Here is a 26,722-nt window from a genome sequence, read left to right as displayed (position 1 = left end):
ATTACCGTTGAACTATTTCCCTTAGCACCTGCCTTGCCTCATCTACCGTTCGCGGAATCGTATGGAATCGGAGTTCAGGTATGCTTGAAAAAGGAATGGAAACCATTGGCAGCCGCAAACGTGCTTTCCGCATGAGCTCCTCATTGACTGTAAGAGAGGGAGAACCTGATTCCAGCAAACTGCCTCCACTCAATATGAACAAGTGATCACTCCAGGATGAAGCAAAATCAACATCAGATGTCATGACAATGAGTGTTTTCCCCATAAGATGAAGCCCTTCTAAAATCGCGTATACATTTGAATAGCCCTCTGGATCTAATCCGCTTATTGGGTCATCCAAGACAAGAATATCCGCTTGGGTGGCAATGGCTCTTGCAATGGCCATTCTCCTTTTTTGACCCGCACTCAAGTAACTGATGCTTCGGAATTTTGAATCCAGCATTCCTACGATCCCAAGTGCCGTTTCTGCCACCCGAATCCTTTCGACTTTTTCCAATGATTTCTTGAACACTCCTGCCGTTACGTATTCCCAAACCGTTCGAATGAAGAGGGTAGGTTTTACTTCTTGCTCTACGAAAGCAATGCGCTGTCGGAGCATATGCTTACACTTCGTGTTCATTTCTTCTCCAAATAAATGAACAGACCCGGCATTCGGAAATTTCAATCCACTCAATTGGTGCGCGAGTGTCGTTTTCCCTGACCCACTGCTTCCTAGTACGACTACTTTACTGTTAAAAGGAATTGCTCCAGATATGTCGGATAAAGCTTTTTCCCCGTTGGGATAAACATAAGACAGATTATTGATCTGAAATGCATACATACTTGATCACACCACCATCCCCTTTTGCTTTGGTTCTACCTCGTCAAAATGAAATTCAGGAAGCCGTCTTCGGAAGCATTTTGTCATGTAAAGAAGGTATACCAGACCGCATGCCATCCAGCCGCATCCCAGTATGAGTGCATGTAAATCTAGATAGGACCATAACCACAAAATGAATGCAGCGCCTATGAGAGGAAATAGCAGATAATGTATGCATTCTGTAATAGAACGCTTGCGATTTCTCACAAAATAATGTGCGATGACAGATAGATTCACAAATGTAAATGCGATGAGAGCTCCGAAATTAATGAACGTAATTGCCGTATCCAGACTCACTACGATGCCCAATAAAGAAATGAGACCTACCACCAAAATGCTGTATGAAGGTGTTTTAAATCGAGGATGTATGTAGCCGAATATTTTTTGTGGCAAGACGGAGTCTCGCCCCATCACATACAATACCCGAGATACGCTTGTAGCTGACGAGACTCCGGAAGTGAAGTTTGCGACAAGCATGATGGTGATAAATAAAGAGCTGAACAAATTGCCTCCGACGAGCTTCACTAATTCAAGCGCTGCAGCATCCGTGTGCGTGAATGAGAAGCCTGGATGAACCAATTGCGCCAAATAGGAAGACCCGATGTAAATGACTCCCATAATCAACATCATGATGAAGATCGCTCTCGGGATATTTTTTTCGGGATGGATCGTTTCTTCCGACAACGTCGTGAGTGAATCGAATCCAAGAAAGCTAAAACAGAGAATGGAAGATCCAGCAAGGATGACGGATAAGGGAACAGATGGGTTGTAAATGGCCTGGCTGGAGAATAAAGTCCCTGCGCCTGCTCCTCCCCATAAACTTTTGATCGTTAGTATGAAGAAAATGGAAACGAATACAATTTGGGCTATCACAAAAATTTTGCTTGTCGTTGCTGAAAAATTTATTCCTAATAGACTTATGATCGTAATGCCTACATTCAAAAGAATGATCCAAACGTAATACGGAATCTCCGGAAACTGCGCGCTTAAAATAACTGTCGACATCAAACAAGTAATCATTGGGGTCAATATGTAATCTAAAAGGATTGTCCAACCAATCATAAACCCAACTTCAGGATTCATCGATTTTTGTGTGTACGTATAAGCCGAACCGGAGATAGGAATTGCTTTTGCCATCTTGCCATAGCTGATTGCTGTAAAAACAATAGCTAAAAAGGCGATTACGTACGCGCCTGCAAGTACACCCTGTGAAGCTTCAGTCGCTATACCGTATGTCATGAAAAATACCATCGGATTATTCCAGGCAAGCCCCAAAAATACAACTTGAAACAAGGTGAGTGATCTAACAAGCGTGTTCCCCTTCATCCATATCAGTCCCCTTAGATTGATAATTCTGAATAATTAGTCTTGTATATACGTATGTTAAAGCTTTGTGTTACACAAAGGTCAATAGGTATGTTATAGTAGTTCACGCTTCTACATCCAAAGGCGGTGTCTTCATTGAAAGAAAATCTAACCATTAGCGAGATGGCAAAATTACGAGGCATGACCACGGAGACTTTACGGCACTACGATCGCATCGTCTTATTCAAACCCCAATATGTTGATCCCTACTCGGGATATCGATACTATTCCATTTTTCAGTACGAGATTTTGGGAACCATCAAAGAGCTACGACAGATCGGGATGAGCACCGACGAGATCAAACAGTATTTTGATCAACGGAATTTCAAGAAATCGTTGGACATTCTGAAAGCCAAGCATTCGGAGTTACTATCAAAGCTGAATGAGTTAGCTGAACTGGAAGAAAACATTCGAGAAAAAATAGTATATTTGAGTGAGGTCAGCAGAGAAGAGGAACTTCACGAGGTCAGGTTCCGCGAAATGAAAAGCAGGAAGTTAATTACTTTGCATGAAAAAATCAATAGCAATTTGGAGCTTTGCTACGGTGTCATCAGACTAGAGAGCATGCTTACGGAAAAGGCGCCGATTCTGGCCAGCAATCGACTCGGTATCATTATCGAGGAAGCCGACCTTCGGGCAAATCGTTGTGAAGAACCTTCCGTTATTTTTGTCGTTGCAAAAAATAAAGCAAAAATCCAAAAACAGCATCTGAAAATCATTCCGGCTGGATTATTCGCATGTATCCGTTATAACGGAGAATTACTCAGGAATCGAAGCGAAAGCTTGTACAAGCTGTTTGAGTACCTTCAGGAAACGGGCTATCGCATTACGGGCAGCGCCCTGCAAATCATGCAAGTGGATATCACGATTACAGATAACCCCAATGAAATCATGTTTGAAATTCAAGTTCCCGTTCAAAAAAATAGCAAGCCTCTACCAGTGCGGTGAGGCTTGCTATTTTATCTTACAAACAGGCTAGTACGCTAGTGCAATCGGTCCGCCACTAATCCCAACCCATTCAGTAGGTTCATCTGACTCTGTTGCCATCCAGTAATAATGAGAGGATTTGTTTATTCCGTGGCATGCATCATGCCATACCCCCTCATTAAGCACGATCACTTCCCCAGGTTGTATAAGTACAGCCTCAATATCCGAAGCATGCGGCTGCTCGTTATCACTTGAAATAGCCAGGGCTACGACAATGGGTTCAGATAAGCAGAAAAGCGCCTCCTGCGTATGAAGATGCCGTTCCATGGTAGATACCATACATGGTGCAGGAGATCCAAGTGTGAACCCCAAAGTGCCAGGAGTGTTAATCAGTGGCTTATTGGTCCGGCTGTCTTCCCAGCCCTCCCCTTGCGAATGCCATACATTGCTCGTATTTTCCTTCATATGATAATAGGTTCCGTATTTTGAGAAGTCAATGGATGAGACGGGTACCGCCTTTACGTTCATTTAAAAGTCTCCTTTCAAATGCTTCGCGTTTAAAAACATCTATATTCCTCTTCCGTTCCGATGCCTTTTTCTATCAGGAAGGAAATGATGGTTTCACTTGAAGCAACTCCCCCACGAGGCCCCATAATGGTCACCGCTCGCGCAGCGGCAGCATTGGCAAAATTGGCCACTACACGCAAATCATTTGATTGATTGAGCGCGTGAATAAAGGAGCTGCAAAATGTATCACCTGCGCCGGTAACATCCACTACCTCGACGGAGATTCCCGGAACCTCAATCAGCTGATCTTTGGTATGAACCTTGCAGCCTTCTTCTGCAAATGTCACGACTACCATTTCTGTTCCCTTGTTCAACAGTTGTGCGACTGCTTGTTCATAGGGTGCTCCGTTACGATAAACATCAAATCCATTCTTGTTAAAAAAGACAATATCCATCTCTTCGAAAAAGCGTTCGTCTCCCGGCTCTAGATGAGCAACGTCCAAATCATAGACGATTTTTGCTCCGGAGGCTCTAATTTTTTTAATGATATCCATGGCATCCATCTCGCCGCAGCGTAATGGTCTTACTTCCACGATGGAGGAGTAGACATATTTAGCCTTGCACATGTCCTCCATGATTTCAGGCGTAATTTCAAAGTGTTTAATACCGAGCGTAGGAATAAATAAGGTATGGTCATCTTCCGTGAGAATAATGATGTTTTTGGCATCTGGCAATGTATCATCTGTCAGAATGTAACGAGTGTCGATACCACGTTTGCGAAGGTCTTCACACAGCATTTGCGTAATGTTGCCGCTATTAAGCAATGACAAAAAATAAACGGACTCATTATATCCGTTGTAAACACTGGCCGCATTTGCAATCATTCCACCGACGTGTTTTTCTAATGTTTCTACGAGTACTTTTTCTCTGATGTTGGGCCAGTACGGTGCCCTGTAATATTCGTCTAGGGCGATATCCCCAACAAAAAAAGAGTAGTTTCTGTCCATGTGAACCTCCATTATCAAGGGACGCCCTTATATTACCGTATTTTTTCAACGGCTCTCATGAATTCTTGAACGTGTTTCACACAAACATTGCCATCATCTTTATAGGTATCTTTCAAATAACTTCCGACGATGGCTGCGTCCCCAATGGAGAGCTGGGTGTCGACATTTTCAGAAGTTAGACCAGCTCCAACAATCAGAGGGAAGTCATCGCCTACGATGTTTCGAAACGATTTGATTTTATCCATGTCCGTTTCCATACCCGTTCCATCGCCTGTGACGACGATCCCATCGCATCGCTCCATCCCGACTTTCAAATCTTCTTCCAGGGATCTGCCTGACAGGTAAGGCTGATATTTGAATCGGACACCACCAAGCACAAATGCACCGGTTTTTTCGCGCATCCTGATCATAAATTCATGGAACTCTGTGTCTTCTTCAACTGGCAGATGACCTGCCACCGAATCAAGCTGAATAAACTTCGCGTCATATTTATTGGCCAATTCAAATGCCTTTTCATCGTGATCAAGGACGTTTACCCCATAAATAATCTCTTTACGTTTCGTATGTACATATTTCAGTACTTCTTCCACGTGCTCCGGACTGCCGAAATAGTTTTCGATAATGACAGCGTCAATCCCATTTTCGATTAATTGGTCAATTTCACGTTTGGCAATCTCCATTTTTTCCTCCGTACTTTCCCCTTTCAGATGAATCATTGCCATGACCGGTTTTTTCTCATTAAACAGACTTAAAAAATGTCGCTTGCTTTCCTTCATTTTTTCCACCCCGAACTTATTTATTTTTGTCAAAGGCTAGTACATTGACTAGTTCATTTCTATACAGGATCGATCCATCGATTCCCAGTTCTTTTGCAAGCTCGCTGATCTGCGGCTTCTTGATTCTGGCTTCGGTGATCCACTCTTCATTCCAGAAAATTTCTCTGGCTGATTCATCCGCGACGATTCGTTTGTTAGCCATGACCACTACTCTGCTAAAATAATCAGCTACGAACTCCATATCATGGGTGATCGTAATAACGCTCTTACCTTCCTCCCGCAACACATCCATGAGTCTTGCGAGTGTGAAAATTCCATCCATATCCTGGCCTGCCGTAGGCTCGTCCAGAATGAGATAAGGTGTCTCCATGGCGAGAACGACTGCAATCGTCACAAATTTTCGCATGGAATACGGAACATCATACGGATTCATGTTCAGATATCTTTTGATCCCTGTAAGCTCAACTGCACGTTCTACCCGGCGATCGATTTCTGTTTGATCCAGTTTCATATAGTGCAGCATATATTCAATTTCCGTCTTGACTGAAGTGTTGAAAATTTGTTCATCAGGATTCTGAAACACATATCCAACAAACGCTGAGATTTGGGCAGCAGTCTTCTCTTTCGTATTGATTCCATTTACAAGCACATCGCCCTGTGTAGGTTTGTTCAAACCATTCATCAGCTTGACTGCCGTTGTTTTTCCTGCTCCATTCTGGCCCACTATCGCTACTCTTTCGCCGCTTTTGATTTCGAGGTTCAAATGTTCATTGGCGGTATGGCCGTTGGGGTAAGCGAACGAAACATTTCTTAATTCAATTGCTCCCATATGCCTTTCCCATCCTTTTCATAATCTGCTCTTTGGCCTGCGATTTGGTTATCGGGACCGACTCGAACGGTTTATTCGCCTCCTTCATTTCATGTCCCAACAAAGCCACCTGTGGTATGGAAGCACCTTTGTTCAAGAGATCCTTATTCGACAGAACTTCTCCTGTCGGACCGCTAAAAACAATCTGCCCTTTTTGCATAACCAATACGTCATCGGAATACTCCGCGATCAGATCGACCTTATGTTCTACCAGCAAGATGGTTTTCCCCTGTTGCTTCAACATATGGATAATCTCAAATACATCATGTGTGCTTTGTGGATCAAGTTGTGAAGTAGGCTCGTCAATTACGAGAAGGTCATTGTTCATCACAATGATCGAAGCGAAGGCAACCCTTTGGCGTTGACCTCCTGAGAGGTTGTTGGGATTCTTTTTGATCAATTCTTCCAGCTTCAACAACTTCACCACTTCGATGATCCTGTCGATCATCTCATCCTTTTCGATACCCAGATTCTCCAGTCCCAGTGCGATTTCTTCAAATACGGTCTCTTTCACACCGCTGATCTGAGAAAATGGATTTTGAAAAATGTAGCCGATCTTCGCGGATAGCTCACTGCTTTCCCAATCTCGCACATCTTTTCCATCGATCAAAACTTCACCAGTAAGTTCGCCTTGATAGAAATGTGGGATGAGTCCCCTAACTAGATTGCATAATGTTGTTTTTCCTGCACCGTTTGAACCGATTATTCCATAGAGCTTCCCTGGCTCAAACTGAAAATGAATATCCTTCAGTGCGAATTCTTGCGTTAGTGGATATTGGTAGGAGACATTTTTCAGCTCGATACGGTTCATGACATAACCCTCCAAACGATAAACCCTAGTAACGCTACATTCACAACCACCACGAAGATTACTTCCCATACAGGTACAGGTCGGAGGTGGCATAAATGGGTATTTTTCGTTTTTATTGAAAATGCTCTAGCATCCAAAGCAATGGCTTTTTCTTCCGTACTCGAAATGGCACCTAAAAATAGTGGCCCTAATATAGGAATGAAGGCTTTGATACGCGTCCGAATATTGCCCTCTGTCTCAATTCCTCTCGCTTTCTGCGATTCCATAATCACCTTTGACATATTGCCGAGATCAATGATCGCCTGAAAAGAAGAGAGAATGATATAGGATGTGGTGTGCGGTGCACCTACTTTTTCCAATGCATACATGAAATCCTTAGCTCGCGTCACGACGCTGTACAGCATGACTGCACCACAAATGGCTACAACCATGGTGGAAAATGCGATCCCTTTGTTAATGCTTTCTTGAGTAATTGTTATAAACCAGAACTTGAATATAGGGGTTTCACCCGGAATAAAAAGAGCCCTCATGATGAACAGTAAAAAGCCGATCATTACTCCAAATCGTATATACATTTTGGAAAATCGCTTGAAACACCCTGCTGCTCCTGCTAACAAAAAATAAAAAGCAATCATACTTACATTTACCTGCCACGATTGGGCAATCATTGGCACAATGGCCAACACGATCAAGATGTTTAACTTACTCAGAGGATTTAAGTCCAGAAACCAATTACCGGTAAGCTGTGGTTTTTTAAACGAATGGGCAAACTCAAGATCCATAAGACCTCTCCTTCCGCTAAGGACCGCGCATGTTGAGTTTTCTTTTACGCTAATTGGTGTATGGGGAAAAGAGCCACCAAGCATCTTTGCACCAAGCAAAAGCTTTCCAATGGTTGGCGGCTCAGTCATTACAACGAAAACTCGAAGATTTTTTTAGACCTCTTTTTGTTCACCATTCTTTTTGATAAACAGGCTACCCTGCGGAAGCTTAACTAAGGTTCTTGCCGGAATGCTTTTCAGAATGAAATAAACGATAATCAAGGTCGGAATCTTGTCCAAGATATCAGCAAAAAGCTCAGAAATTAGTGCACCGGTACTTGCAGAGAACCCCATTTGCATAAGGACACCTGTAATCGCACCTGTTGTTCCAGCACCGAGACCACCAAACAGCCAGACGGTAATCCTGGAGCCTAATCCACCACCGATAATCCCGAATCCAATTCCTGCAACCGCGGTCTTCCAAAGACTATGGAACACGCCTCTTTTTGCCAAGAAACCAGCAAGCAAACCAAAAATGATATTAAGAATCATATATGCCATCGTAGTCGGATTGGAAACGGATATGAGCAAGTTGGTAATCGTCCCAACAAGAGCTCCTGGGATTCCACCGCATAATGCACCTACTGTAATGGTTCCAATTGAATCCAAATAGATCGGGAGCTTTAGCAACAAAACAATTTGACCACAAATAAAATTGACAGCAATCCCGATGGGGATTAAAAAGATCGTTAGTTTATTTTTCAAAAAAACCCCTCCTTTGAATAGGATAAGAACATGAGACTACTTCACGGGCCAAGCTACGGAACTAGAAGATCGGCGATTACACCTCCTCTCCATAAAAGTCATAATATTCAGTATATTTTAGTCCTACCCATCCGATTAAAATGATAACAAGTCGGTGGGTATAACTGTGAAACCGGGATCTAATCACTGTCATTGATTGCTCGAAAGCTAGTCCTTACTCCGCAAAATTTGACTCGCCATTGATATTTGTCATGATTTTTATTTCAACATTCGGCCCGCAAATAATCTTGACCTTTTCTATCTCAACATCGTTCTGATCAAAAATGCTACCTTCTGACTTCAATAATGCCACTTCCGTTTTATCTACCTGCAGGATTTCTCGCGTTTGTGCATTGATTTTCTCAGGCGATAGATTGATTTCTGCACGTTTCGGATAAATCTGGTATTTTTCTCTGAAGACTTGATACAGAGACTCACGTTCAAAATCGTACTGATCGAGACCAGGAAACAAGTGGAGAGGGATCAAGGAAGTATCGATCATCAAGTACTTGATTCTATCTTCCTTTTTCACACCTCGCGCTCTAACCAGCTTGTAATATTCCTTTCCGTCCACAATGACCCTACAATGCTCCAATACTTTGGATACGGCTATTTCTTTTCTACTCTTCAAATAATCCGTAAACCCGCCAAAATTGGTCAAGGTGTAGCTTAACGGTCTTAAGAGGACGAAGGTTCCTTTTCCTTGTACCTGATGGACTAACCCCTCGCTCACTAATAAGGCAATCGCTTTTCGAACGGTTCCTCGTGTGGATTGAAACGTTTTCATAATTTCTGTTTCGGAAGGGATAGCTTCTCCTTCCTTGAATTCTCCGTTTAAAATCTGAGTTCTCAGCTTGCGTTGCAATTGGATATATAGAGGAACGAAGTCGTCTTTATTCAGCAACCGATAGCACCTCAATTTTTATGATTTAGTTATGTGGTTGTTCACTCGTGTGTACAAGTTGATTGTAGCAGAGCGTTTTTCATTTCGTCAATATTGTTTTCATTAAAATAGTGAATCAACTGATTTTTTTAAAAAAATAACCAATTGAAATAAACAGGTGGTTGGATGCAAAGAATGGCTTGAGGAGCTACATTCATCGGGTTCCCAACGCAGGCTTGACGGGGTGCTGCTCGAAATTGTTCCCAATATCAATGGGGACGCTTACTCTTTTATTAGTTCTTCGTACAACGTATCGATCAGCGCTTCCTCCACGTTGTTGAACGAACCACGAGTGCCCTCATCGGCGTTGGAGCCATTTGTCAAAAAGACAATGCCGAAATCTTCTTCACGGCTAAAATACAAGCCAGAGTATAGTCCATACGCGCTGCCGCCGTGGCCAAACATCTTTTTATTCGGAATGAATTGATTGGTAATATGGAATTGCAAGCCGATTTCGTTAAAGCCGGGATCTACTCCCTCAAACGTCCACTGTGAAGTGAGCATCATCTCAACGGTTTTTGGCTGCAGGATTCGTGCTCCTTCGTTGGCTCCTCCTTGTAGGAAAGCCATCATGAATTTACTCAGTTCTCGCGCATTCGTACGCAAACCACCTTGTGGTCCAAAGAGAGAGCCATTTGTCCCCGGCACATAGCCTGACCAGTCGATCGGCTCAGGCTTCACACATTTGAAATCATCGACTCCACTGACATATTGACCGTCTACCCAGCTATAGATTACACCGAGCTTATTGATGTCTTTCATCGCTTGTACATTAAAATCGGAGCCTGTCATTCCAAGTGGTCGTAATATATGTTCACGGCAGTATTGATCGAACGGTACACTAGACATCCGTTCTACTAAAGCTGCCACAATCATGGATGCTAGGTTAGAATAGGAAAAACTGCTAGGATCACCTGGTCGATTGGAGCTCCATAAGCTGTCCGTATACAACGATCCTCCAGGTACTAACAAATCCTCCATGGTAGGTGGGTCTGATTTTCGTGATGCTTGTGAGAAGACGACATACAATTCTCCACCTGTCTCATCCTCATTCAAGCTTGTAGTGTGTGTCAACAAATGACGGAAAGTAATGGGATCATCAGGATGGTGCGGATTGCGGAAGGAAAAGCCCAAGAAGTCGCTGATGTCGTCATCCAGCTGAAATTTCCCTTGCTCAAATTGCTGCATCAAGGATGTTGCGACAAAAAGCTTGGAGATCGAAGCGATCCGAAAGACACTGTCCTCCGTTGCGGCAATTTCTCTATCCAGATCCGACCAACCGTACGCATTTGACCAGATCACTTGTTTTTCTTTTACGACGGCAGCCAAAACGCCAACGATTTTAAAGGATTCCATCAATGTCATTATTTTTTTGTCCACTTCCGTAGTCGGACCCGTTACTGGCGGTTGTATCCAAAGGCTCATTTCAAAAAACTCCCTTCCGTGTGTTTTTCTTTTGCCATGAATGATTTGACGTATTTACTTTCAGCAAAACCGAGGCGTTTCCCTTTTATGAAGACCACAAAATGGAGCGCAACTCCTTACTATCCTCATCCGTCAAAGAAACCTCTTTGAGCAATCCTTTTGGATAACGGACAACAACGAAAAAACAGGCCACCGAGTTGAACCCGACGACCTGCCCTGTGTTCTTTTTCTGTCAGCTGTTATTTATTTGACTCGATAAGGTTTTGGTGAATTCATCAGCACGGAGAATTCCATGACATCTATCGTTCTGAAGTACTGCGTCAATAAGAGGCGAATCAGAACAAGCGCCATAATGTTGTATTATAAATTGCGACTTGGCTTCGCATATATCAAACCATCTTCTCCACGCTCATACCCCTTGAACGGATGATTAAGAGGTCTGGGAATGTTCGGCTTTTTTATTTGGAAATCTTCGCATTTGCCAGCTCTTCCGTAACCGAGCATACAGCTGAGGAGTCCCACGCGCCCTTCCCTTGTGCTTTTGCCGCTTCGTACATTTGGGCGACGGTCCCTCCCACTAATACCGGGACCTGCTTTTCTTGTGCCGCTTTCGTGTATAAATGCAGGTCTTTATGCATGTGATCAAGGGAAAAAATCGTCTTTTCATAGGTCCCGTACAAGATGTTCGGACCGAAGACAGAAAGGACTCGATTATGGGCAGAACCTTTGTCCATTACCGCAGCCAATTTTTGCGGATCGACACCAGCTTTGGCTCCTACCGTGAATGCTTCTCCCAATGCTGCGGTGATAACGGCAACCACGGAATTATGACATAGCTTTGCTACCTGACCTGCTCCGGATTCACCTAAGTAAAAGACTTCTTTGCCGATCCCTTGTAAATAGGGAGTAATTTCAGGTAGCTTGGATTCATCTCCACCAACCATAATGGTTAAGGTACCGGCTGCAGCACCTGCTGGACCGCCGCTAACCGGACAATCAAAATAAGAGATTCCTTTTTCCAGACCTGCCTCATGGAGCCTTTTGGCTGTTGCCGGATCAATCGTGCTTGCATCCAAAACGTAGCTGCCCGGTGCGAGCGTCGAATATAGACCATCCATTCCCAGCAATACCTGTTCCACAATCGCCGGGCCGGGCAGAGAGGTAATCACTACATGTGCCATTCTTCCCACTTCCGCTGGTGAATCGGCTACTTGGGCTCCTACTTCCTTCGCCCAGTCCTGGGCCGCAGGTATGGGATCATAAGCAAATACCCGGTATCCTTTTTGCAGCAAACTACCAATCATTCCCTTGCCCATAGCCCCGACGCCAATTACACCTACCGCATCCATCACGAATCCCCCTTCCTGAGTTAAGGTCGAATATAGACGGTCTTCGTCTCTACATAAAAGTCGAGCGCAGATTCTCCCTGCTCTCTTGGGCCCAATCCAGAAATCTTCTTGCCGCCAAACGGGTACTGCGATTCGAAGTGGGTCGATGGCATATTTACATGAGTCACACCGGATTGGATGCCTTTGACAAATTCGAATGCTCTGCGTAAATCGTTGGTGAAAATGGTAGAGGATAACCCAAATTCTACTTGATTCGCCACTTCCATTGCGTGCTCAAAGGATTCCACATCGATTACGGCGATGACAGGTGCAAAAATTTCCTCTTTTGCGATCGTCATCTCTTGTGTCACTCCAGTAAAGACGGTAGGTGCAACAAAGTATCCGTTCCCCAAGTCTCCGTCGGTGAGCCGTTGTCCTCCACAAGCAAGAACAGCACCTTCTTCGACACCTTTTTGGACGTAATGCAAATACAGGTTTAATTGATGCTCGTCCACAACAGGGCCATTATGGCTTTCTGGGTCAAAACCGTCGCCCACTTTCATGCCTTTTGCGCGCTCGATCAATTTCGCCTTCACTTGATCGGCTATTTCCGGTACCACCAGTACGCGGCTTGTTCCCGTGCAACGCTGGCCGTTGTCAAAAAATCCGCTGGTCACGATGCAATCAATCGCCAAATCAATATCGGCATCGCCTAGAATGATAGCCGGGTTTTTGCCACCCATCTCTGCCTGAATTTTACCGCCTCGCGAGCCGACTGCTTCGCCCAATGACAGTCCTACTTCGGAAGAACCGGTAAAGGATATCCCTTTGATCGTCGGGTTGCTTGCGAGCTCATTGCCAATGACTGCGCCCGGGCCAGTCACCAAGTTGACGACCCCAGCAGGCACTCCACTTTCGATGAGGAGCTCCATCAGCTTGACGCTGATCAGCGACGTGTTGCTTGCTGGTTTAAATACGACCGTGTTGCCGGCGACGATGGCGGGGACGATTTTCCAAAGCCCGATCCCCAATGGGAAGTTCCAAGGTGCGATGATGGCGAACACGCCAATCGGTTCGCGAACGGTATAACCGACCACCCGTTCATCAAAGGAAGGCACGGTCTGACCCGTCATACGTGTAGCTTCCCCCGTCAGCTGTTTCATGGAGGTGATGGTTTTGTTCACTTCCCCGCGCGCTTCCCGCAAGGTTTTCCCCACTTCACGTGTTATGGTTTCTGCCAATTCTTCTTTTCGTTGCTCCAATAAGTGGATCAGGGTAAACAAGAACTCTCCTCGAACCGGTGCAGGCGTTTTCGACCATTGAGGAAATGCCTTTGCTGCAGACTCGATCGCCTCGCGCGCATCCTCTCCATCTGATTTTTGAAAATAGCCCAATACTTCATTGACCTGAGCTGGATTCGTGCTAGGGAATAGCTTTCCGGTATGGCTTGTTACCCATTCACCATTGATATAGTTGTGATAGGTTTTCGGCATCTCGTCTGCCACCTTTCCTTTGCTTTTACAAGGATTGTATAAATTCAAAACATTTCGTACAATGTTGATGCGCACATAATCTCATATGTTTTTGTGTGTGATTCTCTATAGGAGGATGACTGGAATGGAAGCTACTCAACATCTGATCAATCGATTACGCCAGACGTTCTCTGAACAATCTTTCATCCTCTGGCTCCTCGCCTCACATGATCGGCAGTTTCGACTCCTTCACCAGGAGGATCATCATGTAGGGGCTACACCATCCGTAAGTACACCCCGAGAAGCCTTCCAGGTCGAGGGCGAGATGTATCGATGGGAAGAATCAGCTGAGATGGTCTTGCTGCGATTTTTCTTTCCTGAAGAGGGACAAGCGGTCGTCGAGCTGGCTTCCGAAGCCATTGTCGTACCTTCTTCCGAAAAAATAGAGTTGCTCTGGTTGTCTTTCCAGCTCGTACTGGCGGAAGAAACGATCCGAACCAAAACAGAAGAGTGGGCAAAGCTGTTGCAAGGCATCCGTGCTATCTCATCCATGCTGGATATCAACAGCATCGTCCGCGAAATTATCGGCAATGCCCTGGCTGTTATTCCTGCTGCGGATGCTGGTCTGCTGCATCTCTATGACCCTGCCATCGATCGGTTAGTCCCAAAGGCGACTGTCGGCTTTCACGATCGGGTGTTCCAGTATTTCAAACTACGAATTGGCGAATCGATTGCGGGGAAAGTCTATCAGGACGGTACAGCACGAATCTATCGCACTCATCCGGAGACCAAACAGGCCATGATGGACATCTCGTCAGAAAACTATCGCATTTTAAACGATGCGAAAGAGCTTGGGGACTTGAATGGTCTCTTGTGTGTTCCGATCTCTATCGCGAACAAGCGGATCGGCGTTCTCGTGCTTCACCAGTTCCATCAGGACAAGGTGTTTACCGATTATGATTTGTCCGTTCTGCAAGGCTTTGCGGATCAGACCGCTATTGCTTTGCATAACGCCAAATTATACGCCGATGCACGAACAAAACATGACGATCTCGTTAAAAGAAACAGAATCCATGAAGCACTCAAACAGTTGTCTTTGCAAAACAAAGGGACGGATTCGATCGTTCGCGCATTAGCCCGCATGAGCCTCAAGCCCGTCATCTTTGCCGACTGGCTGGAGCAACGTTATTATCCCGAAGACAGTCCAATCCCGTTTAGTTGGGAAGAACTGTCCTTATTGTTAGGGAACAGAAGGAACCCCGTCTCTGTTCGCCTTTCATCGCTAGGCATCGGCGATCAGCATGTTATGCTCTATCCCTTAGGAAATGGAAGCGTCTTATTAGGCTGCCTACTTATTCCGATGAAAGACGACAGACTTTCAGAGCTCCAACGCGTTACCATTGAGCAAGGAAGCGCGGTCTTGACATTGGATTTGGTAAAAAAGCAATCACTCAGCTCGATCATGTACAAACGAACTCACGACCTCTTTTTGGGGTTAGTGGACAGCAAAGGGGCAGATCTACAGGAACGTGCCCAAGTCCTCGGCTTACATCCTTACTATCCCTCCCTTGTTGTCTTTGCCTACTTCAGTCGATGTCATGACTTGACCATCCTCGAAGCGAACATACACCGGCTGGTAACAAGATGGAAATGGGAATTTTCCAGCTCCCAAATCCTCGTGTACGGCTTTCATAATCACGTGACGATATTGGCTCAACCTAAAGCTGCGACAGAAATCAAAGAAATGGTGGCACGATTGCAGGCAGCATCGGAAGAATGGGAACAGGGAGCAGAAGCATCCCTTTCCATCGGTGTTGGCAGTGTCTATACAGGCATCGAACGGATTGGCAAAAGCTTCGAGGAGGCAAAAAAGGCAGCGCACTATCTGATGAACCGAGGGCGTTATGGAGTGGCACGGTACGGGGATTTGGGCGTCAATCGATTGATCCTCAATCAATCTCAAGAGGAAATTGATGCATTCGTCCGTGATGTTTTCGGCCCGTTTTGGGAAGGACAAGAAAAACATCAAGAACTGGAACACACCCTGCTCACGTATATGGAATGCAGCCAGTCCCCTCAACAGACCGCACGCGAGCTGCACATTCACGTAAATACGCTTTATCAGCGGTTGCGAAAAATTGAAGAACTGTTGCTCATTGATCTGCGTCAGCCGGAGGACGTTCTCAAGGTGCAATTGGCTTGTCATCTCCGTCGGGAATCGTGAGCTTCTCGCCAAAGAAGGCCTGCCGTCCTTGAACTGCATCTTCGTAGGTCCCTTACCCGTAAATCTCCTATAGACAAAAAGCCAACTCTCCTGAGTCGGCTTTTTCGAAGTCCATCATACAATGTCAAGTGGCATTTTTCTCGAGGGTTTCTTTAACCACCGGGTGCGTAACGAGTCCATCTCTCAAGGAACCCGCCTGAGCCATGGTAACACCCAGCTTATAACCCAAGTTTGTGTTCCAATTCCCTCTGCTGACTCAAGTGGTGACGGAAATGCATATCGATAAGGTCGAACCATTCCCGCGCGTTCAGCCAGCCGAAGCCATCATGTTCGGCTTTATAGTTTGGATTCACGGTATCCACTTTCCATTCCCATTCCATCATCTTCTGCTGTACCTGATTGAGCCCGTCGATGGGGTCTTCCTTCCTTTCTGAATTGCTTGGTGTGTTTTCAGGCAAATCAGGCAACTTGATTTTTATCGGTGGAAATGCTCCGAGCTTGTACAGTCGCTCCCCAGCATTCGTCTTACCGAGCAACTGCTCTTCACTTGCTTTTGCACAGCTTTCCACATTGTCGAGGTATTCCAGAGCTACAAGGATCAAGTGGCTGTACATCTGGCCGAGCGACCAAACTCCTTGCTCGGTTATATGTCTCAACTGCTCCAGCGAATAATTTTGTAAGTTGTTTTTGTATGCCTCAATCAACTTCAAATCGCTCATTTGTAACCCTCCTTACGTTCCTTTCATATCATTATTTCCTCTAGCGGATATTCCCATAGTCCGAGTTTTCCTTTCGCTGGAATGGAGCGTCAGGAGACGGAAGCCAGTCAATAGTATCAAGCGGCTCACTATACCTGTTCCCTAATCCTAGCATGAAACTCATTCTTTCATTTCTTATCCATTGCTAAGTATAAAGTCTAATGGATGGGACTACTTCCCACTAATCTACCCGTACCTTTATGCCCCACCCTGATTAACATCCGATGTAGTGGTTTGCTCAATATGTGCTCTCTTCAAAAAGACATTCAATCTCTCGGAGAACAACAGCATAGCTGCAGCTGACACGACAATATAGAAAGGAAATATCTCGATCGTTGAGTAGGACGCCAGTAATCCGAGGAGAGGTGGCATCAACGTGCTGCCCGTATAAGCAACAGCCATTTGGAAGCCCATAATTGACTGGGCCTGCTTTCTGCCAAAACGAACGGGTGTTTCATGCAGCATACACGGATAGATCGGTGCTAGACCTAGCCCTACAATCGGTAATCCTGCAAGCGAGAAATTTGGTGGCAAAGGCAAGACCAGGAGTGTCGCACCGAAGAGAGCTGTGAGTTGACCTGCGCGTATAAGAACACGGTTACTGACTGAAAAAGTAATAAACCCCGTTAGGAATCTACCGACTGTAATGCCGGCGTAATAGAAGGAAACCCATTTTGCAGCGTCGGAAGCGGAGATTTGTTTAGCATCTACGAAAAAGCTGCTTCCCCACAAGCCTATGGTTGCTTCGACTCCGCAATACAATAAGAAAGAGATAAGGGCCAATTTAACTCCCTTTATTTGCATTGGTTTCGTAGATTCGGTCATGTTGCCATCAGAGTAGCCTTCGTTCTCTACTGGTTCAAGTTGTGCGACTCTTTTGTTGGTTTTTGCTACCCGCTCCCATAACGGGAGTGTGAAGATCAGGATCACCACTAATGCAAACTGAATGCAGGCTACAGTGAGGTAACCATGCTTCCAGGTGTTTTGCTCAGAAATAAATTGAGCCATAATGATGGGTCCAAGCGTAGCTCCGACTCCCCAAAAACAATGCAGCCAGCTCATGTGGTGAGCTTTGTAATGAGCGGCAACGTAATGGTTTAGTCCTGAGTCGACGGCTCCAGCTCCTAATCCAAGCGGAACTGCACACAATGCTAACCACACAAGTGAGGAAGAAAAAGGAATCCCTAACAGGGCACCTGCTGTCATGAGGCAACTTACCAGTGTGACTTTCCCTGTTCCGAACCGTCTCAGTATGGTTCCGCTGACCAAACTAGACACAATCGTGCCAGCCGCGATGATCATGAAAAGCCAGCCAGCCATCTCAAACGGCGCGTCATAATCCACTTGCATGACGGGCCATGCCGCACCTAGTAATGAATCCGGTAACCCCAAACTAATAAACGCTAAATAAATGATCAGTAAAAAGAGAGTTGCCATCCTTCACCTCCGTTGTTCATGCACTTTTAGCTGTTCGAAGACTTCTTGATGACCTCCGTCTTTTTCTTATACAACTAGGTATATACCCACTCCACTTCCAGGGCTATCGCATAGACTACATAGGCGCTATCACAGTGGAAAGGATGAAGTTGATTTCTATGATGCGAATGTTCCCTTATCATGTTCATGTACCTTATCCCCCTCTTATGAGCCAAAGGATGTATGCTCCTGTTTCTTTTCCTCCCTACCCCTACTCCATCCCTGTTTCCGATGCAAGAGCACTTCAAAATCATTGTATATGTATGAGCAAACAAGAAGATGAATTAAGAAAAACGTTCCGGACCCTTTGGGAGCAACATGTAGCTTGGACGAGGATGGTCATCATCAGCATCGCAGGTAGTTTACCGGATGAAGAACTGACGACCAAGCGACTACTCCGCAACCCTGGAGACATGGCAAATGTAATGAAACTCTATTACGGAAACGAAAATGCAGCACATTTTGAAAAACTGTTTACCGAGTATTTAGTGATTGCAGTTCAACTTGTGAAAGCAGCGAAAGCCGGCAATAATCGTGCCGCAACAGAAGCAGAACGTCGTTGGTATGCGAATGCAGATGAGATAGCGTCCTTTCTCCATAGCATAAACCCTTTCTGGCCAGAGGAAGTGTTGAGAGCCATGCTGCATGAGCACCTTGCGCTTACCAAAAATGAAGCAGTCTTTCGGCTGACGAAAGATTATGCATCTGATATCGCTACCTTTGACAAAATTGAGCAACAAGCTTTAGAAATGGCGGACGCGTTTTCGGATGGTATTGTTATGCAGTTTCCGACGTATTTCCAATGTTAGAAGCTGAAGAGTTTATCTAACGAAAAAACCCCACTTTGGGGAGTAGACCAAAGCGAGGCTCCTGTATTTCAACCTTTGTTCCGATTATTTCCTTTTGTTTATCATAATCGTTTTTGAATTGGTATACTCTGCAAGACCATCTAGTGAATGTTCGATACCTAATCCAGATTCTTTATGACCGCCGAATGGATAATGGGGAGAAAGCACACTCACCTCATTGATCCACACCGTACCCGTTTCCAATCGCTCAGCAATGCTCTTGGCCATCTCAATATCATTTCCCCAAATGGATCCTCCGAGTCCGTACTTCGTGTTGTTTACCCGTGCGATGACATCATCATAATCACGATATTTCAGCACAGGAAGGACGGGGCCAAATGCTTCTTCGACCACGACACGTGAGTCCTCAGGCGGATTATCCACGATGGTCACGGGAATAAAATATCCGGGTTGGTCCTCGATTTCGCCACCTAGGACGATATTCGCACCGATACGTTTGGTATCTTCAATCAGGTCGATTACTTTTTCATACTGCATTTTATTTTGAATGGGTCCGAGATCGGTGGCTGGATCACTGCCATTCCCGACTTTTACATCTTTCGCAAAGTTAACCAGCTCGGCTAGAAAGGCATCGTAAATGTCTTCATGGACGTACATGCGTTTCGTAGCAATACATACTTGCGCAGTGTTTCGAAAAGCGGCCCAGAACAACGGCTTGGCAATTTTCGCTGGATCCGCGTCTGGAAGCACGATCGCTGCATCGTTGCCCCCGAGCTCCAGTGTGACCCGCTTCAGGTGCGAGGCTGCGCTTTGCATGACCTTTTTCCCAGTTGCGGTAGAACCAGTAAAACTGATTTTATTCACGTCAGGATGCTCCGTAATCCATCTGCCTAAGTCGTCCCCTCCTGAGACAACATTCAATACGCCCGCAGGTAATATCTCACTCGCGATCTCACCAATTTTGAGTGCAGTGAGCGGTGTATAGGGGGAGGGTTTCACCACAACCGTATTCCCGGCTAACAAAGCAGGAGCGATTTTCCATATCGAGAGAGCAAAAGGGAAGTTCCATGGAACTATCGCACCAACGACTCCCAACGGGGTATAGTATCGTTCCACCAGGTGATTCTCGGTTTCCTCAATCACTTCCCGCTTCAGTCGTTGCTTTGCCACCTCTTTTAACCAGTAAGAAGCACCGTCAATTTCCCCTCTAGCGGCAGCACTAGGCCTACCCATCTCCAGTGTCAAAAGGGTAGCCAGTTCTTCTCTATTGGCCGAGATGGCATCTCCTAATTTGCAAAGGAACTCGCTGCGCTCATCGATAGAAGTAGAGGACCATCTAGAAAATGCTGCTCGTGCTGATTTGACAGCCGCATGTAAATCCTGCACCGTCGCATTTGGCACATGCGCAATCACTTCTTCCGTCGCCGGATTGATTACGGGAAGCGTCTCCTCGGTCGCTACAGGCTCGCCGTTGATCGTCATTTTCAATTCGTAGGCACTCTTCAAAACATTTCACCCCTTATTCTTTTGGGTTCAGTTGCTTGGTCGCTACTATTATTATGATCACAGTGCCTCGTGTATGAGTTATTGATTCTGCTTCTGAAAACGAAAAGGACGATCATGCGAAGAGTCAAATGACCACGGATAGTGTCCTTTGTTCGTGTTCGTTTACCCGTTTAATTCTAAATGAAGTAAAGGAAATGGACGTCCTGATCCGTCTAATTCGGATCTGTCTATTTGGACAAAACCATAATGTTTGTAGAAAGCATGCGCTCCGTCATTTTGCTCGTTGACATCGACTTTGAGATTGCGACCACGCAATTTTTCAGCATGTTTAATGAGACGACTACCTATCCCCTTTCCATGGTAAACAGGGTCAACGAACAGCATTTCTATTTTCGTTCCGTCTAGCCCGATGAATCCTGTCGGCTCATTCCTTGCGTTTACTTCTACCCAAATCTCATACGCGTTTAACGCTTCGTTTTGCACCAAGATCTTGTAAAATTGAATATCCTCTTCCGATAAAAAAGTGTGGGTAAGACATACTGCACGATACCAAATTTCTACCAGTTGGTCACGCTGATGATCTTGATAAAGTACAATCTCGCCGTTCATGATAACTCCTCCACATCTCGATTTATTTCATTATACATGTAAGAGGCCTTTTGGGAACTTAGTATAGCGAAGTGACAGAACCATTCGTATGCTGTTCACAGGTTTTCTATCCTACCATAATCCCCCGAATATTTCGTCTTTTCCCTTGTGATAGGAATAAGGAAGCCCAATTTCTGAGCTTCCTGATATGATTTTCTTGCTTCCCTATTTAAACAAGTACAGGAAGTTGCGTTTTGGCATCATATTCTTCCAATTCCTCACCATTTTTCAAACGATGAATAAAGTCCGGATTGGCAATCAGGGGGCGACCGAAAGCTGCCACATCGATCGTTCCTTCTGCGATTGCTCGTTCAGCTGTTTCCGGATCTAATGTGCCCACTCCTACAATGATGCCATCCCAGTATTTACGAACAATCTGGTGCATGGTTTTGCCATCCGCAAGCACTCGTGTAAATTGCATGATGGAAGGATGGATCATGGTAGCCCCTGCATCCTTGAATGCTTCGACAAACGTGCGGATTGCCACTTCTGGATCTTCCCACATGTAAGTCGGATTATCGGCTTTATGAGCAGAAAAGCGAATCAAGGTTCTCTCTGTACCGATCGCATCGATAACTGCCTTCAGTACCTCTTTCATCAAAGTCAATCTTTGTGCTAAGTCGCCGCCATATTGGTCGGTGCGATGATTGGATATATCCGAATTGAATTGATCAATTAAATAGCCGTGCGCGCCATGAATCTCTACGCCATCAAAGCCCGCTTCTATCGCATTTTTGGCTGCTTGGGCATACTGACCGACTAGTTCTTGAATGTCTGCAATCGTCATCGCTTCAGGGACGTCATAGGGCTGGCGATAGCGGGGAACCAACCCTTCTGCTGCAATAGCGGATGGGGCTTGTGGCGGCAAGTTCCCTGCAATTTCATGATGGGACAACCGACCGACATGCCATATTTGCGCGATAATCGTACCGCCTTCTTCGTGTACAGCCTGAGTTACCTTTTTCCATGCGTCCACTTGTTCTTGAGAGTAGAGGCCGGGAACTCCTGGATTCCCTTTTCCTCGTGGGCTAACCACGATTCCTTCTGTAATGATCAAACCAATCCCATCCGCAGCCCTTTTTCGGTAATACGCGACTACATCCTCTCCTACTACACCCGTTTGGTCATCCGCAAAACAACGAGTCATGGGAGCCATCGCGGTACGGGATTTAAGCTTCCAGGCTCCGATGGTTACCGGTTCAAACAGATTGCTCGCTGCCCCGTCCTTGAGTTTCCCCCAGGATTTCATTTCCGTTGCCTGATAGATTCCTTTGTTCGCTTGTGTCATTGATTTGCTCCTCCATCTTTATCGTTAGTTTTGTATTTATATAAATATCGAAATATATGCGTAAAAATTTCCGCTTTATTCTAGTCTTGAAGTAAAGCGGGAGCGTATTGATCGAGAATTTGACGTTGCAGGCTGTAATATCGGTAGGTTCCCTCTTTGCGAACAGCAAGCAGTCCACAATCCAGCAATGGTTTTAAATGATGGGTCAATGTTGAGTTGGCTGTGATCTCTAATTGGTTAGCCATTTCCAGACAAGCCATTTCCGAATTCTTGGCGAGCATTTTCACGATTTGGTATCTCGTCGTCTCACCAAGCGCTTTGTAGACTTTTACTGCGCAATCATCCGTCACCTTGGTAACCCTCCTTTCAAAGACGAGTATGTATTTCAGTATTTCTAGAAATACTATAGTGTAATGAGGATTTCTTTGTCAAGGAATGGAATGTTTGGTATGCTTGGGTGTATGCAGTAGTGCTGGCAAGTGAACATATGAAAACAAATGTTTCCTCTAGCTCTTCCATTTTCTGCTGAAACTTAGTATGATTCTAGTTATATTGATTGAAAGGATGTTGACCAGATGAATAAAACAGAATTGATTACCAAAGTAGCTGAATTGACAGAACTAACAAAAAAGGATTCCTCTAAAGCAGTAGATGCTATTTTAGAAGCGATTTCCAATTCCCTCCAAAATGGAGAAAAAGTATCCCTCATCGGCTTCGGTAACTTTGAGGTTCGCGAACGCGCTGCTCGCAAAGGACGTAATCCGCAAACGGGTGAAGAAATTGAAATTGCATCTAGCAAACTCCCTGCGTTTAAACCAGGAAAAGAATTGAAAGATCTCGTAAAGTAACTCTATCTCATACATACAAGGAAAACGCCCATCATAAGGGCGTTTTCTTTTTGTATGTAGGAAGCATGTAGAACAGGTCCAATGTATCCAGGAGTTTTTTCATATGCTACACTCCCTCCCTGCAACCATCTGATCAGGTAATGGAGATTACTTCTATAGTAAAATAGAAGGGTTGCTTCATAAGTACTTGGAAAGATATGGGGATTTTACCTATGAAAAGAATTCAATGCGCGGGTTCATTGGCGCTCCTGTTGAGCATGACTCCTATATTGCCGTCCCATGCTGCTACACAGGTCAATGTCGCCGTAAACGGGAACTATGTGTCCTTCCCGGATGAGTCACCCTATGTCGATATTCGATCGAATCGTACGATGGTTCCAGCAAGATTCGTAGCCGAACAACTCGGTCTCCGTGTACAGTGGAATGGACAGTTGGATCAAGTGACGTTCAGGAGCAAAGACGAAACGATCGTTTTAACGATTGGTCAAAATCGCGCGCAGGTAAATGGCAAGTATGTTACCTTTGATGCCCCGGCGTCGATTCAAAACGACCGCACGATGGTACCCCTTCGCTTTATTAGTGAAGTCTTTGACGCGCAAATCGATTGGATTGCCGAGCGAAATCTCGTAGTTGTGACAACGCCAGGGCATTCGAAAGTGGTACCTGGTTCACCGGCGCCCTCTTCCACAGATCAAACCACAACGTTGCAACGTGGTACTTGGATTTGGGATACGACAATCATCCAAACGGACCAAGATCAGATTTTAACGTTTGCGCAGGATAACCAATTGACTACCATCTATCTGCAGATTGATAGAGACATACCTGCAACCGTCTATCAACAATTTGTTCGCAAAGCAAGAGCAAAACAAGTAACAGTAGAAGCCCTAGCGGGACGCCCCCAATGGGCTTTCCCCGATAATCACAACCAAATCAAAGCTTTTATTTTATGGGTCAAATCGTACAATGCCAGGGTTGGGTCAGAAGAAAGGTTCGAAAGATTACACTTTGATATAGAGCCCTATCTTTTACCAGAATGGAAGACCGATAACAAACGAGTAGTTGGAAACTGGATGGACACGATACGACTTCTTGAGAAGGAAACAAAGGACAGCGGATTGAAAATGACGTTGGATGTTCCTTTTTGGCTCCATCTGGTAAAGGTCCCTGACTCTACTTATAGCATGAGCGCATGGGTATTGGAGAAGGTAGATTCAGTGGTCATTATGGATTATCGTAATGTTGCACTTGGGAATGATGGGATTGTGGCAAATGCAAACACGATTATGAAGGAAGCAAGCACACTCAAAAAGAAAGTGCTTATTGCGGTAGAAACAGCCCCTAATTCGGAGGGTAACTTTACTTCGTTTTATACTTCAAGCACTGGAAAAATGAACGCAGAATTACAAATTGCGAAGGAAAAGCTAGCTCATTTTCCTAGTTATGCCGGGTTTGCCATTCATGACTACAAGAGTTGGACGGAATTGGATGCAAAATCGAAGAAATGATTGCGGGTGGATTTTCATCAAAAAAGGTACTGCCGACATGACAGTACCTCTACGCAACTTATAGGAATTAGGAATGCTTGTTTCAATTGATGCGTTGATGTGTATGTTAGAATCCGATCAAGCTCTTCACCGATAGATAGACGACCGGAATGAAAAGCGCCGGGATCAGGTTCATCGTCCTGAACTTTTTCACGCCGAGAATGCTCAATCCAGAGCTAAGAATCAGTACCCCACCAATAATCGATATTTCTGTCAGGAGCTCTGGCGTAATATAGGCTGCGACCGCCCCTGCCGCTACATAGAAGAATCCTTGCCAACAAAATAACACAATCGCGGAAAGGGCAATCCCGATGCCAAAAGTAGCGGCCAACACAATCGATGTCACAAGATCCAAAATGGCATTTGTGAACAAATAGGTTTGGTTTCCGTTTAACGCACTTTCGATGGGACCTACGATAGAAAGAGTACCGATACAAAATAGCAGCACTGCCGTAGATAAGCCCTCGGCCAAATTCCCTTTTGAAAACTTGGAAACGATATTTTTGAACCGATTCTCCATATCCAGCTTTTCACCAATCACTCCTCCCAATGCAAGACTCACGATAAACAGGACAGGATAATGGCTGTTCGGCATATGCTTCGAAATCGAATATACGCCAAGCGCCGTTACAGCTAGTCCCATTCCCTGCATCAGGATGTCCTGGTAGGAGTCTTTCATTCCCCGCTTAAAAACACTGCCGATCAGGCTACCAACGATAATCAATACCACATTAACAATCGTTCCACTCACGTTTAAAATCCTCTCCCTATGTAATCATTGGAAAAAGAATAAACCCTCTAGTAGCTAGAGGGTCAACAGAGAAAATAGGGAAATCAACGGAAAGACGTCGTCGTAGACTCACTGTTGAAAGAACTGTGCAGAAGATTTCGGCCGAAGTAGCAGCAGTATGCTTGGTAATAGAGCGATCAGGAAACACACGATAGAAAGAAAGGAAAGGACGGACCACTCTAGAATGGGTGATCCAAGGAATGTCAGATACCCGACTCCAATAAGCCCGATCAAGTAGGCAATACCTGTAAGATGGATCATTCTTTTGCGCGCTACGACACGAAACGAACTGCGCTCAGACAGCCAGGCGATAAATGGCACGAATTGGAGGGCGTGAAAGCCGAGACCGTGAAACCAAATAATATTTCCATGTTGGCCAACGAAACGACCATTGTTGACAGAAATCCAGATACCAGCCGCAAACGAGAGCATGATGGCAATCATTGCATAACGAATGCCTAGTACCAGCTCAGGACGCAACTGATACGCTTTTGATCGAAAAAATTGAACGGCTGCGAACAGATAAAACAGCACTAAGAACAAAGCGACAAACGTAAATACATCGCCTACCAGTTCATCAAAGGGTGTACCACCTTTCACGAACCTCGGGTTTATCCCTCGAAAATTTTGCACGGTTTCTACTCCATAAGAATAAAGCGCGAGAAGAATATACGACCAGCGAAAAATGGCGCGACTGATTTTGCCCAGTGTGGTAAATGGCATGATCGCAGCTGTCGACAAAAGAAATATACCCAATGCGGCATTAAATGAGACGGCCTTCATGACATCCCCATCTGGAGAAACGGGACCTCCGTGCATCAACACCCAGACTCCGCATATGGCAGCCAAGAGAAATCCGAGCAAGCCAGTTCGAACCAGCCATTTCTCCCCTTCGAAAAACGTCACTGACGCTTTCTTTCCCATTCCTACATGATTCATTTCTTCTGTACCCCATTTAGAAAGATTTGTTACCCT

Annotated in this window: 26 protein-coding genes; 5 read left to right on the top strand and 21 right to left on the bottom strand. The window is 45.2% G+C overall.

What is annotated here, in order from left to right:
* Nucleotide 1 precedes the first annotated feature (1 nt).
* Together AN963_RS07990 and AN963_RS07985 are read right to left on the bottom strand one after the other, a co-directional pair.
* Nucleotides 2-820, bottom strand: a complete 819-nt coding sequence (locus AN963_RS07990) for an ATP-binding cassette domain-containing protein (protein WP_055743966.1) — start codon at nucleotides 818-820, stop codon at nucleotides 2-4.
* Nucleotides 821-826: 6 nt separating this feature from the next.
* The gene (locus AN963_RS07985; protein ID WP_055743965.1) at nucleotides 827-2,185 is read right to left on the bottom strand and encodes an APC family permease; all 1,359 of its coding nucleotides are present in this window, start codon (nucleotides 2,183-2,185) and stop codon (nucleotides 827-829) included.
* Between the two features lie 135 nt (nucleotides 2,186-2,320).
* On the opposite strand from AN963_RS07985, the gene AN963_RS07980 reads away from it, so the two are divergent.
* Nucleotides 2,321-3,172 carry a MerR family transcriptional regulator gene (locus AN963_RS07980; RefSeq protein ID WP_055743964.1) on the top strand — a complete coding sequence of 284 codons (852 nt, stop codon included), beginning with the start codon at nucleotides 2,321-2,323 and terminating at the stop codon, nucleotides 3,170-3,172.
* A gap of 27 nt (nucleotides 3,173-3,199) precedes the next feature.
* On the opposite strand, the gene AN963_RS07975 is transcribed toward AN963_RS07980, so the two are convergent.
* The 11 genes from AN963_RS07975 to AN963_RS07925 form a co-directional block, all read right to left on the bottom strand.
* Nucleotides 3,200-3,679: an ureidoglycolate lyase gene (locus AN963_RS07975; RefSeq protein ID WP_055743963.1), complete on the bottom strand. Its 480-nt coding sequence runs from the start codon at nucleotides 3,677-3,679 to the stop codon at nucleotides 3,200-3,202.
* Between the two features lie 29 nt (nucleotides 3,680-3,708).
* The gene (locus tag AN963_RS07970) at nucleotides 3,709-4,665 is read right to left on the bottom strand and encodes a carbohydrate kinase family protein (protein WP_055743962.1); all 957 of its coding nucleotides are present in this window, start codon (nucleotides 4,663-4,665) and stop codon (nucleotides 3,709-3,711) included.
* A 32-nt stretch (nucleotides 4,666-4,697) separates the two neighbouring features.
* Complete coding sequence (locus tag AN963_RS07965; RefSeq protein ID WP_055743961.1) at nucleotides 4,698-5,441, bottom strand: BtpA/SgcQ family protein; 744 nt, start codon at nucleotides 5,439-5,441, stop codon at nucleotides 4,698-4,700.
* A gap of 16 nt (nucleotides 5,442-5,457) precedes the next feature.
* Nucleotides 5,458-6,270 carry an energy-coupling factor ABC transporter ATP-binding protein gene (locus tag AN963_RS07960; protein WP_055743960.1) on the bottom strand — a complete coding sequence of 271 codons (813 nt, stop codon included), beginning with the start codon at nucleotides 6,268-6,270 and terminating at the stop codon, nucleotides 5,458-5,460.
* Nucleotides 6,257-7,120: an energy-coupling factor ABC transporter ATP-binding protein gene (locus AN963_RS07955; protein ID WP_055743959.1), complete on the bottom strand. Its 864-nt coding sequence runs from the start codon at nucleotides 7,118-7,120 to the stop codon at nucleotides 6,257-6,259. Before AN963_RS07955 ends, AN963_RS07960 begins: the two co-directional genes overlap by 14 nt.
* Nucleotides 7,117-7,902 carry an energy-coupling factor transporter transmembrane component T gene (locus AN963_RS07950; protein ID WP_055743958.1) on the bottom strand — a complete coding sequence of 262 codons (786 nt, stop codon included), beginning with the start codon at nucleotides 7,900-7,902 and terminating at the stop codon, nucleotides 7,117-7,119. The genes AN963_RS07955 and AN963_RS07950 overlap by 4 nt, the downstream gene beginning before the upstream one ends.
* A 153-nt stretch (nucleotides 7,903-8,055) precedes the next feature.
* A complete protein-coding gene (locus AN963_RS07945; RefSeq protein ID WP_055743957.1) occupies nucleotides 8,056-8,646 on the bottom strand; it encodes a hypothetical protein in 591 nt (196 codons plus the stop codon).
* Nucleotides 8,647-8,860: 214 nt separating this feature from the next.
* Entirely contained in the window at nucleotides 8,861-9,589 is a 729-nt protein-coding gene (locus tag AN963_RS07940) for a GntR family transcriptional regulator (RefSeq protein WP_055743956.1), read from the bottom strand.
* 261 nt (nucleotides 9,590-9,850) lie between these two features.
* Nucleotides 9,851-11,053, bottom strand: coding sequence for a serine hydrolase domain-containing protein (locus AN963_RS07935; protein WP_055743955.1), 1,203 nt, complete (start codon nucleotides 11,051-11,053; stop codon nucleotides 9,851-9,853).
* Nucleotides 11,054-11,511: 458 nt separating this feature from the next.
* Nucleotides 11,512-12,402 carry an NAD(P)-dependent oxidoreductase gene (locus AN963_RS07930; RefSeq protein ID WP_055743954.1) on the bottom strand — a complete coding sequence of 297 codons (891 nt, stop codon included), beginning with the start codon at nucleotides 12,400-12,402 and terminating at the stop codon, nucleotides 11,512-11,514.
* Nucleotides 12,403-12,422: 20 nt separating this feature from the next.
* Nucleotides 12,423-13,874, bottom strand: coding sequence for an aldehyde dehydrogenase family protein (locus AN963_RS07925; protein WP_055743953.1), 1,452 nt, complete (start codon nucleotides 13,872-13,874; stop codon nucleotides 12,423-12,425).
* A 124-nt stretch (nucleotides 13,875-13,998) separates the two neighbouring features.
* Here AN963_RS07925 and AN963_RS07920 point away from each other — a divergent pair, with 124 nt between their 5' ends.
* Nucleotides 13,999-16,077: a helix-turn-helix domain-containing protein gene (locus AN963_RS07920; protein ID WP_055743952.1), complete on the top strand. Its 2,079-nt coding sequence runs from the start codon at nucleotides 13,999-14,001 to the stop codon at nucleotides 16,075-16,077.
* Between the two features lie 218 nt (nucleotides 16,078-16,295).
* On the opposite strand, the gene AN963_RS07915 is transcribed toward AN963_RS07920, so the two are convergent.
* Nucleotides 16,296-16,796, bottom strand: coding sequence for a DinB family protein (locus tag AN963_RS07915; protein WP_055743951.1), 501 nt, complete (start codon nucleotides 16,794-16,796; stop codon nucleotides 16,296-16,298).
* A gap of 237 nt (nucleotides 16,797-17,033) precedes the next feature.
* A complete protein-coding gene (locus AN963_RS07910; RefSeq protein ID WP_055743950.1) occupies nucleotides 17,034-18,272 on the bottom strand; it encodes an MFS transporter in 1,239 nt (412 codons plus the stop codon).
* A gap of 158 nt (nucleotides 18,273-18,430) precedes the next feature.
* Here AN963_RS07910 and AN963_RS07905 point away from each other — a divergent pair, with 158 nt between their 5' ends.
* Nucleotides 18,431-19,120 carry a LysM peptidoglycan-binding domain-containing protein gene (locus AN963_RS07905; protein WP_236707892.1) on the top strand — a complete coding sequence of 230 codons (690 nt, stop codon included), beginning with the start codon at nucleotides 18,431-18,433 and terminating at the stop codon, nucleotides 19,118-19,120.
* An 84-nt stretch (nucleotides 19,121-19,204) separates the two neighbouring features.
* On the opposite strand, the gene AN963_RS07900 is transcribed toward AN963_RS07905, so the two are convergent.
* From AN963_RS07900 to AN963_RS07885, 4 genes are all read right to left on the bottom strand, one after another.
* Nucleotides 19,205-20,626, bottom strand: a complete 1,422-nt coding sequence (locus AN963_RS07900) for an aldehyde dehydrogenase family protein (RefSeq protein ID WP_201783715.1) — start codon at nucleotides 20,624-20,626, stop codon at nucleotides 19,205-19,207.
* Nucleotides 20,627-20,788: 162 nt separating this feature from the next.
* Nucleotides 20,789-21,235, bottom strand: a complete 447-nt coding sequence (locus AN963_RS07895) for a GNAT family N-acetyltransferase (RefSeq protein ID WP_055743948.1) — start codon at nucleotides 21,233-21,235, stop codon at nucleotides 20,789-20,791.
* A 208-nt stretch (nucleotides 21,236-21,443) separates the two neighbouring features.
* Nucleotides 21,444-22,562: an alkene reductase gene (locus tag AN963_RS07890; RefSeq protein ID WP_055743947.1), complete on the bottom strand. Its 1,119-nt coding sequence runs from the start codon at nucleotides 22,560-22,562 to the stop codon at nucleotides 21,444-21,446.
* A gap of 80 nt (nucleotides 22,563-22,642) precedes the next feature.
* The gene (locus AN963_RS07885) at nucleotides 22,643-22,912 is read right to left on the bottom strand and encodes an ArsR/SmtB family transcription factor (RefSeq protein ID WP_055743946.1); all 270 of its coding nucleotides are present in this window, start codon (nucleotides 22,910-22,912) and stop codon (nucleotides 22,643-22,645) included.
* Nucleotides 22,913-23,137: 225 nt separating this feature from the next.
* Between AN963_RS07885 and AN963_RS07880 the strand changes: the two genes are divergently transcribed.
* The gene (locus AN963_RS07880) at nucleotides 23,138-23,410 is read left to right on the top strand and encodes an HU family DNA-binding protein (protein ID WP_055743945.1); all 273 of its coding nucleotides are present in this window, start codon (nucleotides 23,138-23,140) and stop codon (nucleotides 23,408-23,410) included.
* Between the two features lie 212 nt (nucleotides 23,411-23,622).
* Complete coding sequence (locus tag AN963_RS07875; protein ID WP_055743944.1) at nucleotides 23,623-24,918, top strand: copper amine oxidase N-terminal domain-containing protein; 1,296 nt, start codon at nucleotides 23,623-23,625, stop codon at nucleotides 24,916-24,918.
* Nucleotides 24,919-25,024: 106 nt separating this feature from the next.
* Here AN963_RS07875 and AN963_RS07870 read toward each other — a convergent pair whose 3' ends face one another.
* The gene (locus AN963_RS07870; protein ID WP_055743943.1) at nucleotides 25,025-25,708 is read right to left on the bottom strand and encodes a DUF554 domain-containing protein; all 684 of its coding nucleotides are present in this window, start codon (nucleotides 25,706-25,708) and stop codon (nucleotides 25,025-25,027) included.
* A 108-nt stretch (nucleotides 25,709-25,816) separates the two neighbouring features.
* A complete protein-coding gene (locus AN963_RS07865; protein WP_055743942.1) occupies nucleotides 25,817-26,686 on the bottom strand; it encodes a hypothetical protein in 870 nt (289 codons plus the stop codon).
* Nucleotides 26,687-26,722 lie beyond the last annotated feature (36 nt).

Source organism: Brevibacillus choshinensis, assembly GCF_001420695.1.
Lineage (GTDB): Bacteria > Bacillota > Bacilli > Brevibacillales > Brevibacillaceae > Brevibacillus > Brevibacillus choshinensis.
Note: the sequence above shows the minus strand (reverse complement) of the source record. Positions and strands in the feature narration are given on the sequence as shown.